Genomic DNA, 20416 nt, shown 5'->3' with positions numbered 1-20416 from the left:
GGAGGTCAGCCCGAACCTTCGGTACCGTAAGTTGTGATCGATTCCGAACTGGCGCTGCTGGCCGAGCTCAAGCCCCGAATGCGCGGTTGGATCCACCTGTACGCAGGTTTCGTCGCCATCGTCACGGGCCTCGTCCTGGTTGCGGTGGCGTGGGCGCTGATCGGTCCGATGGCAGCACTGGCGTGCGGCATCTACGCCCTGACCGTCTGTGGTCTGTTCGGCGTCAGCGCCACCTACCATCGCGTCGACTGGACCTCCGACACGGCCAAGCTCTGGATGAAGCGGGCTGATCACTCGATGATCTTCATCTTCATCGCGGGCAGTTACACCCCGTTCTGCGTGATGGGGCTCGAACCCCCCGAACAGGTCGCCGTCCTCGTCGTCGTGTGGACCGGCGCCCTGGCCGGCGTCACCCTCAAGGTCCTCTGGCCGGGATCGCCCAGATGGCTGGGGGTCCCGCTCTACATCCTGCTGGGCTGGACCATCGTGGCCGTCATCCCCGAGCTGATCGACTCCGTCGGGGTGGCGGTGGTGGTGCTGCTGGCGGTCGGTGGCCTGTTCTACACGATCGGCGGCGTCCTCTACGCCACCCGCTGGCCCGACCCGTGGCCGACCACCTTCGGACATCACGAGTTCTTTCACGCATGCACGGTGATCGCGGCGATCGTGCACTACATCGCCGTGTGGCTGGTCCTGTTCGAATAGGTCACCGACCAGCCACCCGCTGCGGTCAGATCCGCGTCTTGGCCGCCGAAAGTGCCTGCATCACAGTCACCGTCGCATCCCAGTCCATGCACTTGTCGGTGACCGACTGTCCGTACGTGAGGGGCTCGGCGTCCGGTGCCTGGGCACCGGCGACGAGGAAGCTCTCCAGCATGACTCCGCTGATCCCGCGCTGACCGCTCGCGATCATCGCGGCGACCTCGGTGGCAACTTCCGCCTGCCGGATGTGGTCCTTACCGGAATTGGCGTGGGAGCAGTCGATCATGACGAGTTCGGGAAGACCTGCCTTGGCGAGCGATGCCAGTGCCCCGTCCACCGAGCCGACATCGAAGTTCGGACCCGCGGTGCCGCCGCGCAAGATGATGTGGCAGTCCGTGTTTCCCTCGGTCTCCACGATCGCACCCCGACCGAAGTCGTCGACTCCGAAGAAGACGTGCTGCGCTGCAGCGGCTTTCACACCGTCGACAGCCACCTGGACGTTCCCGTCCGTTCCGTTCTTGAATCCGATCGGCATCGACAGCCCTGACGCCAGCTGCCGGTGCACCTGCGACTCCGTTGTCCGGGCGCCGATCGCGCCCCACGCCACCGCATCTGCGATGTACTGCGGGCTGGTGGGTTCGAGGAACTCGCAACCGACGGGCAGTCCCAGATCGATGAGGTCGAGGAGCAGGCCGCGGGCGACGCGCAGTCCACGCTCCACGTCGAAACTGCCGTCCATGCCGGGGTCGTTGATGAGGCCTTTCCACCCGACCGTGGTCCGCGGCTTCTCGAAGTACACCCGCATCACGATCTTCAGCCGATCGGCGTGTTCGGCTGCGATGGGTGCCAGCCGGCGCGCGTAGTCGATGGCGGCAACCGGGTCGTGCACCGAGCACGGCCCGACGATGACGAGCAGCCGGTCGTCGCGACCCGCCAGGATGTCGGCGATCTCGTCGCGGTCGCGCTGCACCACTTCGGCCCGACGGCCGGTCAGCGGCAGTTCGGCGCGCACGGTGTCGGGTGAAGGGATCTCGCGCAGCGCACGGATCCTGCGGTCCGAGGTGTTGGGACCGGACAACGTTCCGTGTCCATGGAGTCCGCTGGTCATGTTGTGTGCCTTCCTGATTCGAAGGGCACCATCACCTGTTGACCGGTGCCCTGACAAAGAAAAAAGCAGCGACCAAAGGTGGTCACTGCTCGGGGCTCCGGGTGTGTGGACGCGTCAGCGTAGCGCTGTATCGGCGGCTCCACCCGGAGCCTCGATAAAGCGCCAATACACGCGCGCACTGATGTTCACGTCGGCCAAAGTAGCACGTGTATGCCGCGATGCCCAATGTCGCATGTCAGGAGCGGCCTCCGGAGCGATCAGGGCCGGCCGCGGTCGACCACTCGTGACAGCACGATGATGCTCTCGGAGTGGTCCACCGCTTCCGCCGAGCGGATCCGTTCGAGCGCCACCTCGACATGCTGGACGTCGCGGGCCACCACACGCAGGATCGCCCGACTACTCGCCGGCGGTTCGATTGGGCGATGGATCAATTCGCGGACGTACCGGCCAGCTGCTCCGTCAGCGCCTCCACCGATGTCGCCGGTAGGCCACACACCGACCCACGACACACGTAGGCCGCGGCCCTGCCGTCCACGGGTGGTCGGCCCTCGAGCAGGGGCGCCGAGTCGAGCGTTCCTCCCACCACCACGGTGCCGCCCGGAGCAAGAACGCGAGCCCGGGTCAGCAGTTCGCTCGGCTCGGTGCCCGTCTGGGCCACCGCTATCTGCACCGGGCCTGCGACCGCTGCGGACGACACTGCCAGCCAGTGTCCGGCCGATCGCGGCAACTTGGCCAGCAATACGCCTCCACGCGCCAACGTCGCATCGGCAAGCGCGGCGTACTCACCCGATCCACGCGGGCGGTGTTGCACCGGCGACAACGGGGCCGCGGTCAGCAGCGCCTCGGCGATCAACGAGGTGCCCGAGGGAGTCGCGCCGTCGATCGGATCGCGCGGCCGGGTCAGCAAGCCCTCGGCATCGACGCCTGCATCGAACCACGAACCGGCCGCTTCCGGATCCGAGAAAAGGTCGACGGTGGTGTCGAGCAAGTCGAGTCCGGCATCGAGCCAACGCCTTTCGCCCGTGACCTGATGCAGTGCCAGCAGAGCGGTCACCAGCGCCGCATGATCGTCGAGGACAGCCAGCGGGGCACCCGCCTGCCCATCGAGCGAGGAGCGTCTCAGCCGTCCGTCGACGATGTGGCGCTGCAACAGCTCTTCGGCGCACCAGGCCGCGAGATCCACCCAGTCCGGCCGGTTCAGTCCGGCGCCCGCTTCGACGAGTGCCGTGATGGCCATGGCGTTCCAGGCGGTGACCACCTTGCCATCCCGCGCGGGTTGCGGGCGTTCGGCCCGTGCCGCCGAGAGGCGCGCTCGCACCGAACGGTATCGCTCGACATCGTCGGGGTCGTGCCGCAGTTGCAGTGTGGACGCCCCCTCCTCGAAGGTTCCGGTGGGCGTCACGGTGAACAAGTCGGCGGCCCAGGCACCGTCGTCGGCCCCAAGAACCTCTACGAGTTGCGCGGGCGTCCACACGTAGGTCAGCCCCTCGACGCCGTCGGTGTCGGCATCAAGGGCGGAAGCAAAACCACCGACGACCTTGAGGTCGGCTTCGAGGAAGGCAACGGTCTCCTCGGTGATCCTCTGCGCCAACGGATCCGAGGTGAGGCGCGCCAGATGCGCGTACACCCGCAGCAATTGCGCGTTGTCGTAGAGCATCTTCTCGAAATGCGGGACCACCCAGTTCTGGTCCACCGCATACCGCGCGAAACCACCACCGAGTTGGTCATAGATGCCGCCCCGGGCCATCACCGACGCGGTCCGCACAGCAGCGTCGAGCGCCCGGAGGTCGCCGGACCTCTCGGCCTCACGGATCAGCCCTTCGAGCAGAGCGGATGGCGGAAACTTGGGGGCGCCACCGAATCCACCGTAGGTGCGGTCCTCGTCTTCGAGGATCGTGGTCACCGCATGGTCGAGCAGCTCCGGATCGATGGGCACCTGAGCTTCCGGCAGGCCCGAAGCGTTCGCCTGCAACTGGTCTACGACGGCAGAACCGACGCGGTCGATCTCGTCACGCTTGTGCTCCCACGTCTGGGTGATCGCCTCAAGCAGTTGGACAAACGACGGCATACCGCGACCGGGCCGTGGCGGGAAGTAGGTGCCGCAGTAGAAGGGGCGGCCGTCGGGCGTCAGGAAGCAGGTCATCGGCCACCCGCCCTGCCCTGTCATCGCGACGGTGGCGTTCATGTAGATCGCGTCGATGTCGGGGCGTTCTTCACGGTCGACCTTGATGCACACGAAGTTCGCGTTCATCACTGCCGCGGTGTTGTTGTCCTCGAACGACTCATGCGCCATGACGTGACACCAGTGACAAGCCGCATAACCGACCGAGAGGAGGATCGGGACGTCACGTTCGCGCGCCCAGTCGAGCGCGTCCGCGCTCCACTGTTGCCAGTGGACCGGGTTGTCGGCGTGCTGACGAAGGTAGGGACTGGTCGCCTCAGCGAGGCTGTTGGTGTCTCGGGTCAAGGTCGGTCCCGTCGTCGGCGGCCTGGTCGGCCTCAGGATGGTCCCGCTCGAACTTCTTGGGCAGGTTGCGGATGTGCCGGTTCATGGACCAGATCAGGAAGACGGTTCCCACCAGCAGCAACAAGATGACCAGGAGGCCGAGCGGCGACGCCTTGCCGAATTCGGGACCCTCCGTCTTGGCCAACACATCGGTGAGCTGCGCCGCAGCGTATGCAGTGGCACTCATGACGCCTCACCTTCACTTGCATCGGGTTCGATTCCCGCGAACAGGTCGGTCTCGGGGATTGCGGTCTTGACCCTGGTCTTCGCCAACTCGAACTCCTCGGTCGGCCACAGCCGGAGCTGCCAGTCCATCGGGACCGCGAAGAACACGCCGTTCGGGTCGATCTGCGTGGCGTGGGCCCGGAGCGCCTCGTCGCGCTGCGGGAAGTACTCGCCGCATGTCACCTGGGTGGTCACGCGGCCCATCAGGTTGCCGCGTTCGGGATCCCATTTCGAGAGCCACTCCTTGAAGGGGCTCTCCTTGCCGATCTTGGCGTACTCGTCAGAGAACAACACCATCCGGTCGCGGATGAAGCCGTGCGTGTAGTAGATCTTGGACACCGTCCACGGTTCGCCGGCGTCAGGGAACCGATCCGGGTCGCCCGCCGTCTCGTACGCCGCCATCGACACCTCGTGGCACCGGATGTGGTCGGGATGGGGATAGCCGCCGAGTTCGTCATAGGTGATCATCACGTGCGGTTTGAAATCCCGGATCACCCGTACCAACGCCTCGGTGGCCTCGTCGAGTGGGACCGTGGCAAACGAGCCCTTCGGCACCGGTGGCAGCGGGTCACCTTCGGGCAACCCCGAGTCGACGAACCCGAGCCAGGTCTGCTGCACACCGAGAGCTGCCGCCGCCTTGGCCATCTCCTCGCGACGGACTTCCGGCATGCGGTCCTTGATGCCCGGCAGGTCCATCGCCGGGTTCAGGATGTCCCCGCGCTCACCACCGGTGAGGGTCACCACCAGAACGTCGTGGCCCTCGGCCGCGTACTTGGCCATGGTGGCCGCACCCTTGCTGGACTCGTCGTCAGGGTGCGCATGCACCGCCATGAGTCGTAGTCCACCCACGCGTAGTCCTCACCTTCACACCGTCGTCGATCGCCTGTCCATACTCCCACCGCACCCCGGGCTCGCGCCGCGCCGGTCTCGGTTCTGCCACTCCATGGTAGGTATGAACCCATGACCAGCGCCCGCAGCCTCCCGCAGGGCCGCTATCCGGCCGAACGCACACCTCGATCACGCAGACGCTGGTTCCTCGCTCTCACCGGCCTGGTGATCATCATCGGCGTGGTGATCGCCTGGCTCGCCTACCAGCGGTTCGCCGATCCGGAGATCTCCGGCGAAGCCACCGGATACGACATCCTCGACGACACCTCGGTGGAGGTGAAGTTCACCGTCAACCGCAAGGACCCGACCGTCCCCGCCACGTGCGTGGTGCGAGCCAGATCCAAGGACGGGTCCGAGACCGGGCGCCGCGAGGTGTACGTCCCGGCATCCGAGGACCCCCGGCTCCCGATGTCTGCAGTGGTCCGCACCTCTGCCCCTCCCGCGGTCGGCGAGGTGTACGGATGCAGTGACACCGTGCCGCCATACCTCGTGGCCCCCTGACTTCTCTGTAGTCCGTATGGCCCGGTGCCTCGCGCACCGGTTCACACCGATGCGCGACGCTCACCGCAGCACGTGACCGCCGCGCCGGCAGGCCCGGACGTGCCCCATAATCGGCACCCATGACACCAACAACACAGTCTGGGCAGCCGGACCCGCTCACCGCCAAGGGAACGGGCCCGGCGTTCGCCACCATCACCAGTCACTACTTCCCCACGCTCGTCGGACTCTTCGTCGGCGTGATGATGATCAGCAACATCACCGGCACCAAAGGTGTGGTGTTGTTCACCGACCTCCACTTCGACTTCGGGCCCCTGTCCATGGACGGCTTGGTCACCGACGGAGCGTTCTACCTCTTCCCCCTCGCCTACGTGCTGGGCGACGTGATCAGCGAGGTGTACGGCTTCAAGGCGATGCGCCGCACGATCCTCACCGGTTTCGCCGTACTCCTGATCGCTTCCCTGTGCTTCTGGCTCACCGTCCATCTGCCCGCCGCCGACTTCTACGACGGTCAAGAAAGCTTCGAGACCGTCGCGGGAGTGGTTCCGCAATTCCTCGCCGCCGGGCTCGCCGGATATGTCGTGGGGGAATTCCTCAATTCCTGGGTTCTCGTGAAGATGAAAGAGCGCTCGGGAGAAAAACGTTTGTGGGCCCGGCTTTTCAGTTCGACCGTGGTCGGTGAATTCTTCGACACCCTCGTTTTCTGTTCCATCGCAGCGTCGGCTCTGGGCATCTCGACCTGGTCGGACTTCATCAACTACACCCTCATCGGATTCGTGTGGAAAACGCTGGTCGAGGTGGCCATCATGCCGCTGACGTACCTGGTGGTCGGATGGCTCAAGAGCCGTGAACCCAGCTACCGCACGGCCCTCGCCCAGCAGGGCACAATTCGATAAGAATTCGAGCCGTGTCCATATGTCCTGCTACTCTTGGCTGATACACGGTCCCGAGAGGGGCCGTGTTGCTGTATTTAACGAGAGGGAGTGACGAGCATGACCGACACCGAGGTGACCTGGCTTACCCAGGAGTCCCATGATCGGCTCAAAGAGGAGCTCGACGCCCTCATCGCGAATCGTCCGGTGATTGCTGCCGAGATCAACGAGCGCCGCGAAGAGGGTGACCTCAAAGAGAACGGTGGCTACCACGCCGCCCGCGACGAGCAGGGTCAGCAAGAGGCCCGCATCCGTCAGCTCCAGGAGTTGCTCAACACCGCAAAGGTCGGCGAGACGCCGACGCAGTCGGGGGTGGCACTGCCCGGTTCCGTGGTGAAGGTGTACTACGACGGCGACGAGAACGACACCGAGACCTTCTTGATCGCGACCCGCGAACAGGGTTCGTCCGATGAGAAGCTCGAGGTCTATTCACCGAAGTCGCCACTGGGCGGCGCGTTGATCGACGCCAAGGTCGGCGAGACCCGGAAGTACACCGTGCCCAGCGGGGCCACCATCTCGGTGACCCTGGTGAGCGCGGAGCCGTACCACGCCTGAGCAAGCACTCGAGTGCCCTATCGGGGCGTCCACGAAGGACGTCGCCGGTAGGGCATTTTTGTGCGCAGGCCACCGACACCGGCCGGGCCACACCATGTGTCGAACGGCTGCAGTCCGGGTACTCGGGCGCCATGTCTGAAGAAGTCAGCGCCACAGCCCGTCAGATCGCCCACTTCGCGGGAGAACATCCCGACTACGACGCCATCGCGTTCGACAACGACGGCAAGATCATCGACTGGCAGCAGAACGACACGTGGGCCAACGGTTCCCACCAAGGCGAGCGCATCTACGTCGTCGAGGGCGGCACGACGACTCCACAGGCTGTTCAGGATGTCTTGGACCAGACTGGGGCGCAGCGTGATTCCGCCTCCGACGTGACCACCTGATCGCCGCGACAACCTCCGACTGCAGCGACATCCTCCGGTAGTAACCGGAGCGAACGACTGAAGTCGGAGGACATGGCCGACCTCAAACGCCACCCTCCCCCTCCGGTTGCAGCGGAGTGCGCGAGGTCAGTGGTTCAAAAGCCGCCGCCGCCGCCTCACAGCCGGCGCTGACAGTAGGCCGGCTTCGAGATCTTCGCGGAATCTCGCCACCGTCTCGGCGGAGTCGGACTTGTTCGTCCCGATGAACCCTGACGGGCCTCGTTTGATCCATCCGGTCACATACAGACCTGGTGTCGGACCTGCGGACGTCACGACCCTGCCCTGTTCGTTCGGGATGATCCCGCGGGTGTGGTCGAACGGGAGGTCAGCGACCTCGACACCGCGGTACCCGATGGACGTCAGAACCAGTCCGGCATCGATGGTCTCCACCTCGCCGGTCGCCTCGATTCCACCCCTCTGTGAATCGAGGCGATTGATCCCGAATGTGACCCCGGTGACCGCACCGACTCCGTCGCTCTCGATCTGGAGAGGTGACCGTAGGAAGACAATGCGGATGGTTGGCCCCGAAGTCGCTGGGCGATCGGCCAATTCGGCGAGCAACCGCAGCTTGGTCTCGACTGTGTGATCATCGCTGCCCGTACTGGCGCGAACAGCGGCCACGGCGTCGGAATCGAGCGCCACGTTGACGCCTCCGTCGGCCAACCCGATCAGTTCTGGGAGAGTGAACGCAGCCTCGGCCGGACCACGACGAGCGACCACGACGATCTCGTCGATGTTCGCCGAGCGCAATGTATCCAAAGCCGGTCGTGAGATGGACGTGGAAGCCAGGCGTTCGGGATCGGTTGCCAGGATGCGAGCGACGTCGAGTGCCACGTTGCCGTTCCCGATCACGACTGCTCGGCGCGACGAGAGATCGAACTCCCGATCGGCGAAGTCCGGATGACCGTTGTACCAACCGACGAAGTCGGTCGCGCTGGCCACGCCGTCCAGATCGGCACCAGGTATGTTCAACCGGCGGTCGGTGCCTGCGCCGCCCGCGTAGATCACCCCGTGGTTGTCTCGCTGGAGCTCGGACAAGGTGACGTCGCGGCCGAGTTCACTGTTCAACAGGATGTCGAGCCGGTCGTTGCGCGCGATCTCGTCGAACAGAGCCATCACCTTGCGTGTCGAGAGATGGTCGGGCGCAACACCGTAACGGGCTAGACCAAATGGTTTGTCCAGCCTCTCGTGGATGGTGACGCTCACGTTCGGGTACCGGAGCAGTTCGTCCGCGGCATACATCGCAGACGGGCCTGAGCCGACGATTGCCACGCGCACCGGTTCCCCACCGGGCGAGGCCATCGGCTTCGGTTTCGAGATGGGCGCCAAGGGCAGGCGCAGTCCCGGGTCCACCGGGAATCGGACCGCCGGGGTTGCTGCATCGGAGTAGTGGTCGGCGTTGATGGCCGGATAGCGTTCGTGCGCGGGCTCGATCCGGTTGCCGGGAACAATCGCGCCCACCGGGCAGGCGCTCACGCATGCACCACAATCCACGCAGGTGGCCGGGTCGATGTACAGCATCTCCGATGTGAGGAAATCGGGCTCGTCCGGAGTCGGATGAATGCAGTTGACCGGGCACGCGTAGACGCACGACGCATCGGCGCAACACGCCTGCGTCACCACATGGGGCACTCTCAGGCCGCCGTGTACGTCGGTTCGCTGCGATAGCGCGAAGGACGACCGCCGATGCCGAGCAGTCGCCACACCACCCGCGACACCGGGTTCATCAGGCCACACTGCTCTCCGAGCATCCGGACATCACCGAAGACGTTCCGGAGGAACTGCTTGGAGCTCTCGGACTTCCAGAAGATGTCCTTCATGACCTCGCGCGGGATGTCGAAGTCGCGCTCGAAAGACTTGGGTGGCACGGTGATCGCCCCGCACAGCACCCGCATGACGATCGGCAGCATCAGCGACAGGAGAAAGCGCTGCACCCACGACTTGCGGGGCACAGTGTCGCGCAGCAGGTGGTGGGCGAAGGAAATGTGCCGGGCCTCCTCGGCGACGTGCAGCTGCATCACGGCCATCATGGTCGGGTGCATCTCGTCGCGATTGCGCAGGAAGTCCTTCTGGATGTGGTCGATGGGCTCTTCCCCACCGAGCACACCGAAGTAGAAGATCGTGGGAAAGATGGTGGAGGCCAACGGGACCAGGGGCGAGATCAACCGGTAGCCGAGCTTGGCGCCGGGAACGTCGACCCCGGTGCGGTTGATGAACTCCTGGAACATGAGGGTGTGGTTGCACTCCTCTTTGGCCTCGTGAGTCGTGTAGCGAAACTCTTTGGCTGCGTTGGGGAGTTTGAAGCTGTACTGCATCAGACCGCGGATCAGTACGGACTCGAACTGAAGGCCCACCTTGGCAACGTTGGCCTGGCGCCACATGCCGATCTTGATCTGCTTGTCGAGCGGCTGTTGCTGATACCAGGGGTGCCTGCCGATCGGGTCGACGACCTTGGACAGCACCCACCGCGGGTCGTTCTCGGTGATCGCCATGTGCGGCGCGTCCCAGTCGATGTCGAGATACGGGTCGAAGTTCCTGTGCACCGACGCGCTGGACAGGTCGTCGAGGACCTGGCCGTAGTCGTGCCCATCGGTGTCGCGGGTGTGTTCCGGGACGTACTTCAGCGCTTTCGTCAAAACGACTCTCCTGGCCTGTGCAACGTGTTCTAGACGAACGCTAGGGGGTATGCCCTAGCTTGTCAACGCCCGTTGTCATAAATCAACCACGATTGGCACACCCCACAATGTCATCTGCGAACTCGACCCGCCTTGAACAGGTACTTCACGCTCGTGACGCGCACCGGTTGCCGGCGACACGGACTTTTCAGCACATGTACTCATGAGGCAGTTTCGCGCTGCCCGGAACGAGGTATTCGTCGGCGGAGATCATGCGTAGCCACTCACTGGTCAGCCCCCGATACATATCCTCAGCAACGTTCCAGCCCGCCACCTGCACGCCCGGGGTGACCAGCCCGAGGACCGCGCCCGCAATGGCCGATGGGGCACTGTCGTCGGCATCCCATACCCCCGCGGCCAGTGGTCGAGGCTCGATGATCAGCTCCTCATCGACGACCGCCGCCACACCTCCGAGTCTGCGCACGTTGTCGATGACGCCGGTGACGTCGCCTTCGGTGACACCCCTCAGGCGGCTCACCCCCGTTGTTCGCGTGGCCAGCACGGCGATCAACGGAACGAGATCCGCGACATCGTGCACCGCCGCGTCAACAGGACCGAGCACCCCGCTGGTGGATCGCGAGGTGACCGTGAGACCCGCGTCAGACGTCACCACGTAGCCGTCCATCTCGGCGAAGACGTCGCAGATGGCGTCACCGGGTCCGCGTTCCCGCGGCCAGTCGCGGATGAGGACAGTGCCCCCGGAGATCAGCCCGGCTGCTGCGAACCCGGCTGCGACCGCAGGATCGACACGGCCCAAGGGCCCTTCAGGAGCGACGACACGCGCGCGCACCGGACTGGAGGTTGACGGCGTGAGCCACGCTGTCCTACGTTCACTCACGGCTTCATCGCCTCCACCGGGTAGTGGTAGCTCTCCTTGACGGTGTCGAGGTGAACCCAGCTGTCGAGCCTGAGCACGGGTCGCAGCGCACGCAACCGGTCGAGAACAGTGACGATGTCGGCCAGCGAATCCGCGTGCACGGTGGCGAGCAGGTCATAACGCCCCAAAGTCGCTGCCAAGAAACGGATCTCGGGCATCTCCGACAGCAGGTCGCCCCCGGTGGAGGCGGGGCCCCGCAGCGAGATACCCACCCCGACATCGAATTCCGTATCGCGGCCCGACCTCGCGATCGCGCCGATCCGTACGACTCCTTCGTCGATCATGCGCAGCACCCGTGTCCTGGCGGTACCCGTCGACACCCCGACCCGTTCGCCCAGGGTGGTGTACGACAGTCTGCCGTCCATCTGCAACTGCATCAGGAGCCGCGAATCCACCCGGTCGATCTCGACAGCTTCAGCTCGGGTCGGGCGCAGCACGTCGACCACCAACTCTGTGTAGAAGAGTGTCTCCGTGGAACGAACCCCCTCCACCGACCGCACCCGATCGAGCACCGTCGCGAGATCACCATCGCTGTAGGCACGGGCTTCGGCGATGAGCGGAAAGGCACCCGAGGCCAGACTCACAAAAGGCACCTCAGGCATGGCGGCGATGGCCTCGGCCACTCGGCGCACGGGCCGGTCTACCGAGATCGAGATGTGGGCAAGTGATTTGATCCCGATGGTCAGCGGATGCACGAGACCGACCACGCTGACGAATCCACCATCGAGCAGATGGCTCAGGCGCCTGGCGGTGGTGGTTCTGGACAGGCCCAGCTGGTCGGCGAGCTCGTGGGTGGAGACCCTGCCATCGCGACGCAGTGCCTCCACGATGCGCATGTCGACCTCGGGCATCGGTCCCGATCGACTCTGCTCACGAGAACTTAACAATTGACCGGTCCGATCGTCGGCGGGACGTTTTTGCAGGTGAGGGCCCAATCAGTGGATCTTTGTTTACAAACTGCACACATAATTGGGCTTTCCTTCAATCGATCCCGGTTTGATTGCAGATTTCGCCTTGCTGACCTATGCCGGCGATCCTACGGTGAGACCCGACAGTTCCGCACCACCGCCGGTGCTCACGAATCAAACACCCTGAGGATCCCCACATGCGAAGAGTTCTAGCGACTACGGCCGCAGTACTGCTGGCCACCACCATCGCCGCCTGCGGTGGCGGTGCGGAAAGCACCGAGGCCTCCGGCAAAGCGCCTGCGGGACTTCTCAAGAGCGGCGAGCTGACGGTGTGCACCGACCCCGAGTACCCGCCCATGGAGTACTTCAAGGACGGCGACACCTCCAGTCCCGTCGGCTTCGATCCCGACGCGGCTCGGGCACTCGCGGACCTGTGGGAACTCGACATCAAGTGGCAGAACACGGCTTTCGACGGACTGATGCCTGCACTGCAGGCAAAGCGGTGCGACATCCTCTGGGCCGCGCTCTACATGAGTCCTGAACGACTCGAGGTCGCCGACGGCTCACCGTTCATGGAGACCGGCCCCGGGCTGATCGTGCGCACGGACACGAGCGACATCACCACAGCCGATGACCTCTCGGGCAAGACGGTCGCGGTGCAGGGCGGCGGGTCGAACGAACAGACCCTGCGTGATCTGTCGAGCCGATTCGAATCCGAGGGCAAGCCGGGAATCACTGTGCAGCCCTACCCCAAGACATCAGAAACCGTTGCTGCATTGTCCAATTCGAAGGCCGACGCACTCATCGAGACCGATGTTGCCGTCGTCGACATGGTCGAGAAGTCCCAGGGCAAGCTCAAATCCATCCCCGATGTGTTCCCCGCCGACACCCAGTTCGGCGTCTTCACGCTCAAGGGTTCGCCGCTGAGCCCAGCGGTCAGCACCAGCCTCAAAGAGCTCGACGCCAACGGCACACTCGGCAAGCTCGCCGAGCAGTACGGTCTTGATCCCAACCGAATCGTCACCTGACCGCGATGGTCTTCGAGTGGAGCGTCTTCACCGACGCCTTGACGTCCGGGACATTCTTCCGCGGCGCGCTGCTGTCGCTCGGCCTGGCGATCAGCGCGATGATCGCAGCCACCGTGATCGGGTTCCTGGTTGCCCTCCTGCGCATCGCCAAGAACCCCGCTCCCCGTGCTGCGGGCTGGGTCTACGTCTGGTTCTTCCGGGCCATACCCACCTTGCTGGTGCTGCTGCTCATCTGGAACGCCGGACCACAGCTGTTCCCCGGCCTTCGTGAGAACTGGTTCACCCCCTTCCTGGCGGCCTTCATCGGCTTCGCGGTGGTGGAGGCCGCATACATGGCCGAGATCCTGCGGTCGGCGCTGCTCAGCGTCGACGACGGTCAGCACATCGCGGCGCGGGCACTGGGCCTTCCACCGCACAAGGTGCTGTTCAAAGTGGTTCTCCCTCAAGCCATCAAGGTTGCGATTCCGCCCAGCGGCAACGAGTTCATCGCCATGCTGAAGTACACGTCACTGGCATCGGTCATCTCACTACGAGAATTGCTGACCACCGCGCAAGCCGAGGTGTCTGTGACCTTCCGCTACGCCGAGTACTACTCGGCCGCCCTGGTGTACTACCTCGTGATCGTCAGTGTGGCCATGGTCATCCAATACTTCATCGAGGCTCGATACCGATGGATTTCCAAAGGCCACAACACATCCGGCATCACCCCGACCGTGCAGAAGGTACCGGCATGAGCAGCCCAGTCCTGCAGGCGATCAACCTGCACCGTTCCTACGGCCAGACCGAAGTGCTCAAGGGAGTCGACCTGACAGTCAACAAAGGTGAGGTCAAAGCCCTGCTGGGCCCTTCGGGCTCTGGCAAGTCCACGATCCTGCGCTTGATGGCTCTGCTCGAGACACCGGACCAGGGTGAGATCCTGCTACACGGCAAGCAACTGGGTGTGTCCGTCGGATCAACCGGGGCGACGCGGCCCCTGCGGGAGACCCAGCTGGCCCGTCAGCGCCGCGACATCGGCATGGTGTTCCAGCGGTTCAACCTGTTCGCACATCTTGATGTGCTCCACAACGTCACCCTGGCGCTCACCGAGGTCGGCGGTGTACGACGGACCGAGGCCAGGGAGCAGGCCACCGCCATGCTCGAACGGGTCGGTATGGCACACCGGCTCAAGCACTTTCCGAGTGAACTGTCCGGTGGTCAGCAGCAGCGCGTGGCAATCGCCCGCGCGCTGGTGATGAACCCGTCGGTGATGCTGTTCGACGAACCGACGTCGGCTCTCGATCCAGAACTGGTGGGAGAGGTGCTCGAGGTGATGGAACAGCTCGCCGAACAGGGAATGACCATGGTGGTGGTCACTCACGAGACGCGATTCGCGCGTCGCGTCGCCGACGAAGTCGCCCTCTTCGACGACGGGATGATCGTCGAAGCCGGACCGCCGGGGCCGTTCTTCGACGACCCACAACACCGACGGACGCAACAATTCCTTTCGCACCTGCGCTGAACGTCTGCGCTGATCCTGGAGCATCGATGCCCGACAACGGACCACTCGCGGTCTACACCGACACCGACGACCTCGACCCCGACATCGGGTGTCAATTGCTGAAAGACAACGGCTTTCGGGTCGAAGTACTGCAGACACGGGACTCCGACGTCATCGCCCGCGACGCCGCCGGGGCCACCGCTCTACTCGTCGGCTACGCACCGATCGACCGAGACCTCTTGCTGCGGCTGCCGAACCTGAAGATCGTCGCCTTGCTCTCGCGAGGACACGACAACGTCGACGTGGACGCCGCAGCCGAGCTGGGCATCTGGGTGTGCACGGTCGGTGACGTCGCGGCCGAGGAGGTGGCCACCCATGCCTGGACCCTCACACTTGCACTGATTCGCCGGCTCCCCTTCTTTGCCGGGTTCCCCACCACACGCGGCTGGCTGGACCGTCCCGACCCTTTGCCGCGGCGATTGTCCGAGATGACGGTCGGCGTACTGGGTCTGGGCAGCACCGGTCGGAGATATGCTGCCCTGGCGGCACCGACGGTGCGCGAGGTGCTGGGCTTCGACATCCGCACCGACCGTCCGGAACCGGACGCAGTCAACGTGCTATCAGGCATCGACGGCGCCCAGGTGGCAGACCTCGACACCGTTCTGAGCCGATCCGACGTCATCTCCTTGCATCTCCCGCTGACCGAGGACACCCGGGAGTTTCTCGGGGACAAGGCTTTTGCCCGGATGCGTCAGGGAGTCCATCTGATCAACGTCGCGCGCGGCACACTCATCGATTCGGCGGCGCTGCTCCGCGCTCTCGACACCGGGCGGGTCACGGCGGCCGCACTCGACGTCTTCGACACCGAGCCCCCTGATCCCGCCGGTCCCCTCATCGGGCACCCGAATGTGCTCTCCACCCCTCATGTCGCGTACCTGTCGGATGCCACGACGCGCGGGTACATCGTCGCTCAGGCCCAGAACGTGGTGCAGTGGATGACAACCGGCACACCGGTGCTGACCGTCAACGACCCCGTGGTGCCGGTGCCATGAGCGCGGGACTCGCTGTCTTCCAGTCACTGTGGGCCATGGAGGACCTACCCAGCACCGCAAATCAGTGGTCGCTTCCAGAGCAGATCCATCTCATCGCCGCTGCGGGTTTCAACGGTGTCGCGGTGGATCTCGGGGCACGACGGGCGCCTGCTGCCGCTGAGCTCGCCCCACTCATCCAGGGGTCGGACCTGAACGCCGCCGTCTTCGCCTTCGTTCACACCATCGACGATCTGCGTGCAGCGATCGCCTACGCCCACCAGGTCGGCGCCGGCCAGATGGTCGTGTGCGCGCAGATCTACGGGTTCGATCCCGAAGCCCTCGCCGGCACCGTGGCGAGGTGGTACGAGCTGTGCCGTGACGAGCAGATCGACATGCAGTTGGAGACACACCGCAACACCGTCACCAACGACATCCGATTCACCGAGCTGATCCTGCGTCACCTGGACCCACGCATCGAGCTCGCGGGGGACCTCTCACATTACGTGTGCGCCAACGAGATGCCCGACGAACCCACGCGTGAGTACGAAGACCTGGTGACCGCCATCCTGGACCGTTGCGGATCACTTCAGGGCAGGATCGCCACCCGCGCGCAGGTCCAGATCCCCCTCGGCACCCCAGCGGGTGAACGATGGGAGCAACGGTTTCGTGGATGGTGGGAACAGGGCTTCCGATCCATTCGGGCCCGAAGTGCCCCAGGCCGGCAGATCATGTTCTGCACCGAGCTCGGTACGCGTCCCTACGCGATCACCGACGCCGCAGGAGCCGAACTGTCGGACCGGTGGACCGAGGCCCTGATCCTCAAGAGCTGGGCCCACGAGGCGTTCGAGGCCTCGGGGATCGAACCCTCCTCTCCCCCGGCCACTTCGCCGATCACCGTTCCATCACCTCACGGGAGTCATTGATGACCACACACAGTCCGAACCCGGTCACCGCCACCGGCAACCAGGTGTTGCCGGGCCCACTGTCCTCGGACACCACCGGGCACGCGCTCATCCCGGCGCGTGCCTACAGCGGGGCGACCGAATACACACTCGAGCAGGAGCGGATCTTCTCGTCCGGCTGGGTGTGGGCCGGTTACGCGCACTGGGTCGACGAACCAGGGATGGTGCATCCGGTGGACATCGGCGGCAAGCCCCTTCTGATCATCCGCGGTGACGACGACCAGATCCGGGTGTTCCACAACTCCTGCCGACACCGTGGCATGGCCATGACCGACGAGCCGGTGAAGGTTCGCAAGCGGATTCAGTGCGCGTACCACTGCTGGTCCTACAACCTCGACGGGAGTTTGCACGCCACACCGTATTTCACCCGGGAGCGCACACGCGCCGTACCCGACGGTGCCGAGCGCCTGGGTCTGTTGCCTGTCGCCTGCCAGGTGTGGGCGGGAATGGTCTTCGTCAACCTGGCACTCAAGAGTCCCGAGGCCGGCGGGACGGACCAAGTCGATGCCGATTTCGCCGCCATGCTGGCACCGATCCTGGCGCGATGGGACCACGTCGACTTCAACCGCATCCATTTGGCCGAGGAGCGCCGGTTCGACATTGCCGTGAACTGGAAACTCGTGGTGGAGAACTTCCTCGACTTCTACCACCTGCCGTTCATCCACCCGCAGGTCGGGCCGGTCAGTGCATCGCTGGACGTGGACGATGTCCGTTTGGCCGACCACATCATCGGGGGTTGTTACCCGCATGGCGCAGCCGGTAAGGCCGCCAAGACCGACGAGGCGTTGCCATTCCTCGGCGATGTCCCCCCCGCTCGAACCGAGAGCCAGGACATCTTCTGTGTGTTCCCGAACGCGCTGCTGTTCTTGGAAGCGGATTGGTTCCAGGTGATCGGATTCGACGCCGCCGGTCCGGAACGGACCGTCGAACACATGGCCGTGTTCGTCGACGAGACGGCGACCGGCGAGCGGTTCAGCACCGAGCGAAAGCGATTGACGGACATATTGTTCGAGGTGAATGAGCAGGACATGCCAATCCTGCACAAGTTGCAGAGCGGTCGCAGATCTCCCGCGGCGGACCGCACCAATCTCGTCACTCACTGGGATCAGATCACCGCGATGTTCCAGAAGCTGGTGTCCGCAAAGGTCGGCTACTGATGCCGGATCTCACGACCATTCCGGCCGAGGAACTCGAACTACGCAGACAATTGGCCGCGGTGTACCGGTTGATCGCACACTTCCGGATGACCGATCTGATCTTCACACACATCTCGGTTCGACTTCCCGGTCCGGACGAGCATTTCCTCATCAACCCTTATGGGCTGCTATTCGAGGAGATCACCGCCTCGAACCTGCTCCGCATCGACGTGAACGGCCAGTTGACCGAACCCGGTGGTCCGCCGGTCAATCCGGCCGGATTCGTCATCCACAGTGCCATTCACCGAAACCGGGCAGACGCTCACTGTGTGCTTCACACCCACACGGTGGCGGGTTGCGCCGTGGCCGCCTCGGCGACCGGCCTCCTCGGCCTGAACCAGATCTCGATGGAGTTCCACAACCGCGTCGGCTACCACGACTACGAGGGCGTCGCTCTCAACCTCGACGAACAGGAGCGGCTGGTTCGAGACATCGGCAACCATCCGGCGCTGATCTTGCGAAACCACGGTCTGCTGACCGTGGGTTCCACACCCGCGCAGGCTTTTTTGCGGATGTACTACCTCAACAAGGCCTGCGAGATACAGGTCGCCGCCACCCGGGCGGGAGAGGTCATCGTCCCGGACGAGACGATCCGTGAACACACCGCACGTCAACTGAACGCCGAAGACACCGGCGACGATCTCACCGACGACATCGGCATCGACCTCGCCTGGTCCGCCATGGTGCGGTTGGTCGAGCGCATTGCACCTGACTACAAGGACTGAGGAAAAGCAGTGACGTCGAACTCGATTCATGGCCCTATCGATGCAAGTCTGGTGCCCCGCTACACCGAACCCGGCACCTTCGCCCGCCTGCCGCGTCTTGATGATGTCCGGACGGCCGCCGTGAAGATCGTGGGCGTCCCGTTCGACACCGGAGTCAGCTACCGCCCCGGTGCACGTTTCGGCCCCGGCCACATCCGTGCGTCGTCAAAGCTGTTGCGGCCCTACAACCCCGCGATGGACATCTCGCCGTTCGCCGTGCATCAGGTTGCCGATGCCGGCGACATCGCGGTCAACGCTTTCGACATCGTCGAAGCCCTCGACACGGTCGACCGTGCCGTGACGCACCTCGGATCGGACGGGGCGCGGCTGCTGACGCTGGGCGGTGACCACACCTTGGCACTCCCGCTGCTGCGGGCGTTGCATCGTGAGCGCGGAAAGCTGGCGGTGCTCCACTTCGACGCCCATCTGGACACCTGGGACACCTATTTCGGGGCGCCCTACACACACGGCACCCCGTTCCGGCGGGCCAGCGAAGAAGGTCTCATCGACATGGAGCGGTCGATGCACGTCGGTATCCGGGGGCCGCTGTACAGCGCGCAAGATCTCGAAGCAGATGGCGTGCTCGGCTTTCAGCTGATCCGCTCCGACGACTATCAGTTCGACACGGTGCGCAGCATCATCGAGCGCATCCATCGTCGCGTCACCGGAGGCCCGGTGTACGTATCCGTGGACATCGACGTGCTCGACCCCGCGCACGCACCAGGTACGGGTACTCCGGAAGCGGGCGGCATGACGTCGCGCGAACTGTTGAACACCCTGCGCGGGCTCTCCGGGCTCGACATCGTCGGCGCCGACATCGTCGAGGTGGCGCCCGCGTATGACCACGCCGAGATCACCGGTATCGCCGCCGCACATGTGGCGTACGAACTGTTGTCGGTGATGGCGGCCGACGCGCAATCGTCGACGAGCTGAGAGCGACTGGGGTGCAGGCTATTTGCTGCCTCTGCCCCAGTTCATGCCCCAGCGGAAATGTTTGTCCATCTTGTCTCCGCCGGAGAAGTACTCGACCGCTCGTGTGATGGTCACTCCTTGAGCGCCGACTTCGATGAGCGCGATAGATGCGGTACGAAGGTTGTTCTTGGCCGAGTCCATCCGGACCTCGATGGGCGGTCCGAACTGCGACTCCACGGTCACCACACCATCGACTGCGGCCCAGTTCGGGCTTCCCGCGTAGATGTCGGCGAACACCAGGATGCGCCGGAACACAGCAGGGTTGGCGAGGTTGACGAACATGTTCTCACCGCCCACCGAGTTACCGGATCGGTCATCCGAGTCCAGTTGGATGAACGGTTTCCTGTCGAGGGAGCCGAAGGCACGGTCGAGCGCACCGATCCCGCCGCGGGAGCCGTCGGCCAGTTCATAGAGGCACCGCAGGTCGAGGTCGACGCCCTTCTTGCGCTTGCCGAACAGCCCTCCTGACGACTCTCCCTGCGCCCAGTTCAGGTTGATCCGAATCGTGCCGCCGGATGCTCCGGGCTTGGCGAGGTTCACCGAGGGCGCCTGCTTGGTGAGCGCGATCTTGCTGAGGTTCACCGCCGACGCGGCCGCTGGTGCCGGTGTCGCGGGAGGCACCGGCGCAGGAGTTGACGGTGCCTGCGAAGGCTTGGGACGTTTTGTGTAGTCGATGGCCATGGGTTG

General features: G+C 64.6%; 22 protein-coding genes and 1 pseudogene. 13 read left to right on the top strand and 10 right to left on the bottom strand.

Translation table 11 applies throughout. From position 1 onward, the window contains the following. Positions 1-78 precede the first annotated feature (78 nt). Positions 79-705: a PAQR family membrane homeostasis protein TrhA gene (trhA, locus tag CSW57_RS06095; protein ID WP_051406714.1), complete on the top strand. Its 627-nt coding sequence runs from the start codon at positions 79-81 to the stop codon at positions 703-705. 25 nt (positions 706-730) lie between these two features. Here trhA and CSW57_RS06090 read toward each other — a convergent pair whose 3' ends face one another. The 5 genes and pseudogenes from CSW57_RS06090 to mca form a co-directional block, all read right to left on the bottom strand. Further along, positions 731-1810, bottom strand: a complete 1080-nt coding sequence (locus CSW57_RS06090) for a 3-deoxy-7-phosphoheptulonate synthase (RefSeq protein ID WP_099381836.1) — start codon at positions 1808-1810, stop codon at positions 731-733. 257 nt (positions 1811-2067) lie between these two features. Beyond that, a pseudogene (locus CSW57_RS24660) lies at positions 2068-2202 on the bottom strand (Lrp/AsnC family transcriptional regulator); the annotation flags it as partial. 35 nt (positions 2203-2237) lie between these two features. Further along, complete coding sequence (locus CSW57_RS06080; RefSeq protein WP_099381835.1) at positions 2238-4277, bottom strand: thioredoxin domain-containing protein; 2040 nt, start codon at positions 4275-4277, stop codon at positions 2238-2240. After that, a complete protein-coding gene (locus CSW57_RS06075; RefSeq protein WP_023963047.1) occupies positions 4249-4503 on the bottom strand; it encodes a hypothetical protein in 255 nt (84 codons plus the stop codon). Before CSW57_RS06075 ends, CSW57_RS06080 begins: the two co-directional genes overlap by 29 nt. After that, positions 4500-5372: a mycothiol conjugate amidase Mca gene (gene mca / locus CSW57_RS06070; RefSeq protein WP_099382102.1), complete on the bottom strand. Its 873-nt coding sequence runs from the start codon at positions 5370-5372 to the stop codon at positions 4500-4502. The genes CSW57_RS06075 and mca overlap by 4 nt, the downstream gene beginning before the upstream one ends. 129 nt (positions 5373-5501) lie before the next feature. Here mca and CSW57_RS06065 point away from each other — a divergent pair, with 129 nt between their 5' ends. From CSW57_RS06065 to CSW57_RS06050, 4 genes are all read left to right on the top strand, one after another. Next, positions 5502-5930 (top strand): DUF4307 domain-containing protein, encoded by a 429-nt coding sequence (locus tag CSW57_RS06065; protein ID WP_062799928.1) that lies wholly within the window; start codon positions 5502-5504, stop codon positions 5928-5930. Positions 5931-6049: 119 nt separating this feature from the next. Beyond that, on the top strand, positions 6050-6823 hold the full coding sequence (locus CSW57_RS06060; protein ID WP_099381834.1) for a queuosine precursor transporter: 774 nt from the start codon (positions 6050-6052) through the stop codon (positions 6821-6823). Between the two features lie 96 nt (positions 6824-6919). Further along, positions 6920-7414 carry a transcription elongation factor GreA gene (greA, locus tag CSW57_RS06055; RefSeq protein WP_030170928.1) on the top strand — a complete coding sequence of 165 codons (495 nt, stop codon included), beginning with the start codon at positions 6920-6922 and terminating at the stop codon, positions 7412-7414. Between the two features lie 131 nt (positions 7415-7545). Next, positions 7546-7800, top strand: a complete 255-nt coding sequence (locus CSW57_RS06050; RefSeq protein ID WP_099381833.1) for a hypothetical protein — start codon at positions 7546-7548, stop codon at positions 7798-7800. Between the two features lie 126 nt (positions 7801-7926). Here the strand turns inward: CSW57_RS06050 and CSW57_RS06045 are convergent, their stop codons facing one another. The 4 genes from CSW57_RS06045 to CSW57_RS06030 form a co-directional block, all read right to left on the bottom strand. Next, complete coding sequence (locus CSW57_RS06045) at positions 7927-9471, bottom strand: FAD-dependent oxidoreductase (RefSeq protein ID WP_099381832.1); 1545 nt, start codon at positions 9469-9471, stop codon at positions 7927-7929. Between the two features lie 2 nt (positions 9472-9473). After that, positions 9474-10475, bottom strand: coding sequence for an AurF N-oxygenase family protein (locus tag CSW57_RS06040; RefSeq protein WP_099381831.1), 1002 nt, complete (start codon positions 10473-10475; stop codon positions 9474-9476). Positions 10476-10662: 187 nt separating this feature from the next. Beyond that, positions 10663-11304, bottom strand: coding sequence for a hypothetical protein (locus tag CSW57_RS06035; RefSeq protein WP_189339136.1), 642 nt, complete (start codon positions 11302-11304; stop codon positions 10663-10665). A 44-nt stretch (positions 11305-11348) separates the two neighbouring features. Beyond that, positions 11349-12242, bottom strand: a complete 894-nt coding sequence (locus tag CSW57_RS06030; protein ID WP_099381829.1) for an Lrp/AsnC family transcriptional regulator — start codon at positions 12240-12242, stop codon at positions 11349-11351. A 254-nt stretch (positions 12243-12496) separates the two neighbouring features. Between CSW57_RS06030 and CSW57_RS06025 the strand changes: the two genes are divergently transcribed. Genes CSW57_RS06025 through speB form a run of 8 tightly spaced genes read left to right on the top strand, consistent with a single transcriptional unit; the run spans position 12497 to position 19690 of the window. After that, complete coding sequence (locus CSW57_RS06025) at positions 12497-13327, top strand: ABC transporter substrate-binding protein (protein ID WP_033335516.1); 831 nt, start codon at positions 12497-12499, stop codon at positions 13325-13327. Between the two features lie 5 nt (positions 13328-13332). Next, positions 13333-14061, top strand: a complete 729-nt coding sequence (locus CSW57_RS06020) for an amino acid ABC transporter permease (protein ID WP_030170909.1) — start codon at positions 13333-13335, stop codon at positions 14059-14061. Next, complete coding sequence (locus CSW57_RS06015; RefSeq protein ID WP_099381828.1) at positions 14058-14825, top strand: amino acid ABC transporter ATP-binding protein; 768 nt, start codon at positions 14058-14060, stop codon at positions 14823-14825. The genes CSW57_RS06020 and CSW57_RS06015 overlap by 4 nt, the downstream gene beginning before the upstream one ends. A 26-nt stretch (positions 14826-14851) precedes the next feature. Then, positions 14852-15856: a C-terminal binding protein gene (locus CSW57_RS06010; RefSeq protein WP_099381827.1), complete on the top strand. Its 1005-nt coding sequence runs from the start codon at positions 14852-14854 to the stop codon at positions 15854-15856. Next, positions 15853-16758: a sugar phosphate isomerase/epimerase family protein gene (locus CSW57_RS06005; RefSeq protein ID WP_143696484.1), complete on the top strand. Its 906-nt coding sequence runs from the start codon at positions 15853-15855 to the stop codon at positions 16756-16758. The genes CSW57_RS06010 and CSW57_RS06005 overlap by 4 nt, the downstream gene beginning before the upstream one ends. After that, positions 16758-17954 (top strand): aromatic ring-hydroxylating oxygenase subunit alpha, encoded by a 1197-nt coding sequence (locus tag CSW57_RS06000; protein ID WP_099381825.1) that lies wholly within the window; start codon positions 16758-16760, stop codon positions 17952-17954. The genes CSW57_RS06005 and CSW57_RS06000 overlap by 1 nt, the downstream gene beginning before the upstream one ends. Beyond that, entirely contained in the window at positions 17954-18718 is a 765-nt protein-coding gene (locus CSW57_RS05995) for a class II aldolase/adducin family protein (protein ID WP_099381824.1), read from the top strand. Before CSW57_RS06000 ends, CSW57_RS05995 begins: the two co-directional genes overlap by 1 nt. A gap of 9 nt (positions 18719-18727) precedes the next feature. After that, a complete protein-coding gene (gene speB, locus CSW57_RS05990) occupies positions 18728-19690 on the top strand; it encodes an agmatinase (RefSeq protein WP_099381823.1) in 963 nt (320 codons plus the stop codon). Between the two features lie 18 nt (positions 19691-19708). Here speB and CSW57_RS05985 read toward each other — a convergent pair whose 3' ends face one another. Continuing rightward, positions 19709-20410, bottom strand: a complete 702-nt coding sequence (locus tag CSW57_RS05985; protein WP_099381822.1) for a Tellurium resistance — start codon at positions 20408-20410, stop codon at positions 19709-19711. Positions 20411-20416: the final 6 nt, after the last annotated feature.

The sequence above is a fragment of the Williamsia muralis genome (assembly GCF_002735905.1).
GTDB classification, from domain to species: Bacteria; Actinomycetota; Actinomycetes; order Mycobacteriales; family Mycobacteriaceae; genus Williamsia; species Williamsia muralis_A.
The sequence above is the reverse complement of the archived record's forward strand: the minus strand, read 5'-3'. Positions and strand labels throughout refer to the sequence as shown.

What these genes read in the sequence shown, in the direction of transcription:
- CSW57_RS06005 (WP_143696484.1), top strand. Translation starts at nt 15,853, where the DNA reads ATGAGCGCGGGACTCGCTGTCTTCCAGTCACTGTGGGCCATGGAGGAC.
- CSW57_RS06060 (WP_099381834.1), top strand. Translation starts at nt 6,050, where the DNA reads ATGACACCAACAACACAGTCTGGGCAGCCGGACCCGCTCACCGCCAAG.
- CSW57_RS06025 (WP_033335516.1), top strand. Translation starts at nt 12,497, where the DNA reads ATGCGAAGAGTTCTAGCGACTACGGCCGCAGTACTGCTGGCCACCACC.
- greA (WP_030170928.1), top strand. Translation starts at nt 6,920, where the DNA reads ATGACCGACACCGAGGTGACCTGGCTTACCCAGGAGTCCCATGATCGG.
- CSW57_RS06090 (WP_099381836.1), bottom strand. Translation starts at nt 1,810, where the DNA reads ATGACCAGCGGACTCCATGGACACGGAACGTTGTCCGGTCCCAACACC.
- mca (WP_099382102.1), bottom strand. Translation starts at nt 5,372, where the DNA reads ATGGCGGTGCATGCGCACCCTGACGACGAGTCCAGCAAGGGTGCGGCC.
- CSW57_RS05995 (WP_099381824.1), top strand. Translation starts at nt 17,954, where the DNA reads ATGCCGGATCTCACGACCATTCCGGCCGAGGAACTCGAACTACGCAGA.
- CSW57_RS06000 (WP_099381825.1), top strand. Translation starts at nt 16,758, where the DNA reads ATGACCACACACAGTCCGAACCCGGTCACCGCCACCGGCAACCAGGTG.
- trhA (WP_051406714.1), top strand. Translation starts at nt 79, where the DNA reads ATGCGCGGTTGGATCCACCTGTACGCAGGTTTCGTCGCCATCGTCACG.
- CSW57_RS05985 (WP_099381822.1), bottom strand. Translation starts at nt 20,410, where the DNA reads ATGGCCATCGACTACACAAAACGTCCCAAGCCTTCGCAGGCACCGTCA.
- CSW57_RS06065 (WP_062799928.1), top strand. Translation starts at nt 5,502, where the DNA reads ATGACCAGCGCCCGCAGCCTCCCGCAGGGCCGCTATCCGGCCGAACGC.
- CSW57_RS06075 (WP_023963047.1), bottom strand. Translation starts at nt 4,503, where the DNA reads ATGAGTGCCACTGCATACGCTGCGGCGCAGCTCACCGATGTGTTGGCC.
- CSW57_RS06010 (WP_099381827.1), top strand. Translation starts at nt 14,852, where the DNA reads ATGCCCGACAACGGACCACTCGCGGTCTACACCGACACCGACGACCTC.
- CSW57_RS06015 (WP_099381828.1), top strand. Translation starts at nt 14,058, where the DNA reads ATGAGCAGCCCAGTCCTGCAGGCGATCAACCTGCACCGTTCCTACGGC.
- CSW57_RS06020 (WP_030170909.1), top strand. Translation starts at nt 13,333, where the DNA reads ATGGTCTTCGAGTGGAGCGTCTTCACCGACGCCTTGACGTCCGGGACA.
- CSW57_RS06030 (WP_099381829.1), bottom strand. Translation starts at nt 12,242, where the DNA reads ATGCCCGAGGTCGACATGCGCATCGTGGAGGCACTGCGTCGCGATGGC.
- CSW57_RS06050 (WP_099381833.1), top strand. Translation starts at nt 7,546, where the DNA reads ATGTCTGAAGAAGTCAGCGCCACAGCCCGTCAGATCGCCCACTTCGCG.